Here is a 673-nt window from a genome sequence, read left to right on the forward strand (position 1 = left end):
TATCTAGTTAATATTATTATGTTTAAAACCACACTCTAAAACGTGTCGTCACCCAAAAAAGCAACCTCGCACATCATCTTCAACGAGCCTAATGGCGTCAGAGAAACTACCTAGCATTATTTCATCGTAGTTGTGCCAGTTACTATTTTTATCCATCCAAAGCAGAGACCATGAATTCGAATATCTATTATGTGTGATTTTTGCTATAGGTTCTTCTACTCTGCCATCACTCCATATTAGTTGCCTAATTTCAAAGATAATTACTGAGTCGTCCTCGATGCGATACTGTAAATCTAATTCATCCCTTAGGTGTTCTGCTGGGCGACGCTTTTCCATGAAAAATTCCATACACCGTCTAATATTTGCTATCTCAATATTACTAAACGCCATATTTCCTCCTAAAACGTGTCGTCAGGCCATTGTGATTTGATTACCTTACCTATGATTGTGCAATTCCCGTTAATAGGGATCAGATCGAAGCGAGGGTTTAATGGCTCTAGATACTCAATTCCACCATCTCTAATCAATCGTTTGAATGTGAATTCATCATTCAGTAAACGCGCGACGCAAAAATCTCCGAACTCAACTTCTTCCTCTGGATCAACCAAGATAAGCATTCCTTCTGGAAAGCTTGGCTTGCCTCCTGGTGGTGCTGTCATTGATTGGCCTTCAA

The 673-nt window shown here is 39.7% G+C and carries 2 protein-coding genes; both read right to left on the minus strand.

What is annotated here, in order from left to right:
• Positions 1 to 48: 48 nt before the first annotated feature.
• Positions 49 to 390 carry a DUF3024 domain-containing protein gene (locus HMPREF3129_RS03775; protein WP_004245991.1) on the minus strand — a complete coding sequence of 114 codons (342 nt, stop codon included), beginning with the start codon at positions 388 to 390 and terminating at the stop codon, positions 49 to 51.
• An 8-nt stretch (positions 391 to 398) separates the two neighbouring features.
• A partial coding sequence (locus HMPREF3129_RS18220; RefSeq protein WP_302622745.1) for a LexA family protein occupies positions 399 to 673 on the minus strand: 275 nt, incomplete at its 5' end.

The sequence above is a fragment of the Proteus sp. HMSC14B05 genome (genome assembly GCF_001808035.1).
Classification (GTDB): domain Bacteria; phylum Pseudomonadota; class Gammaproteobacteria; order Enterobacterales; family Enterobacteriaceae; genus Proteus; species Proteus mirabilis.

Excerpts from the sequence above, each read along its gene's own strand:
- HMPREF3129_RS03775 (WP_004245991.1), bottom strand. The coding sequence starts at position 390 with ATGGCGTTTAGTAATATTGAGATAGCAAATATTAGACGGTGTATGGAA.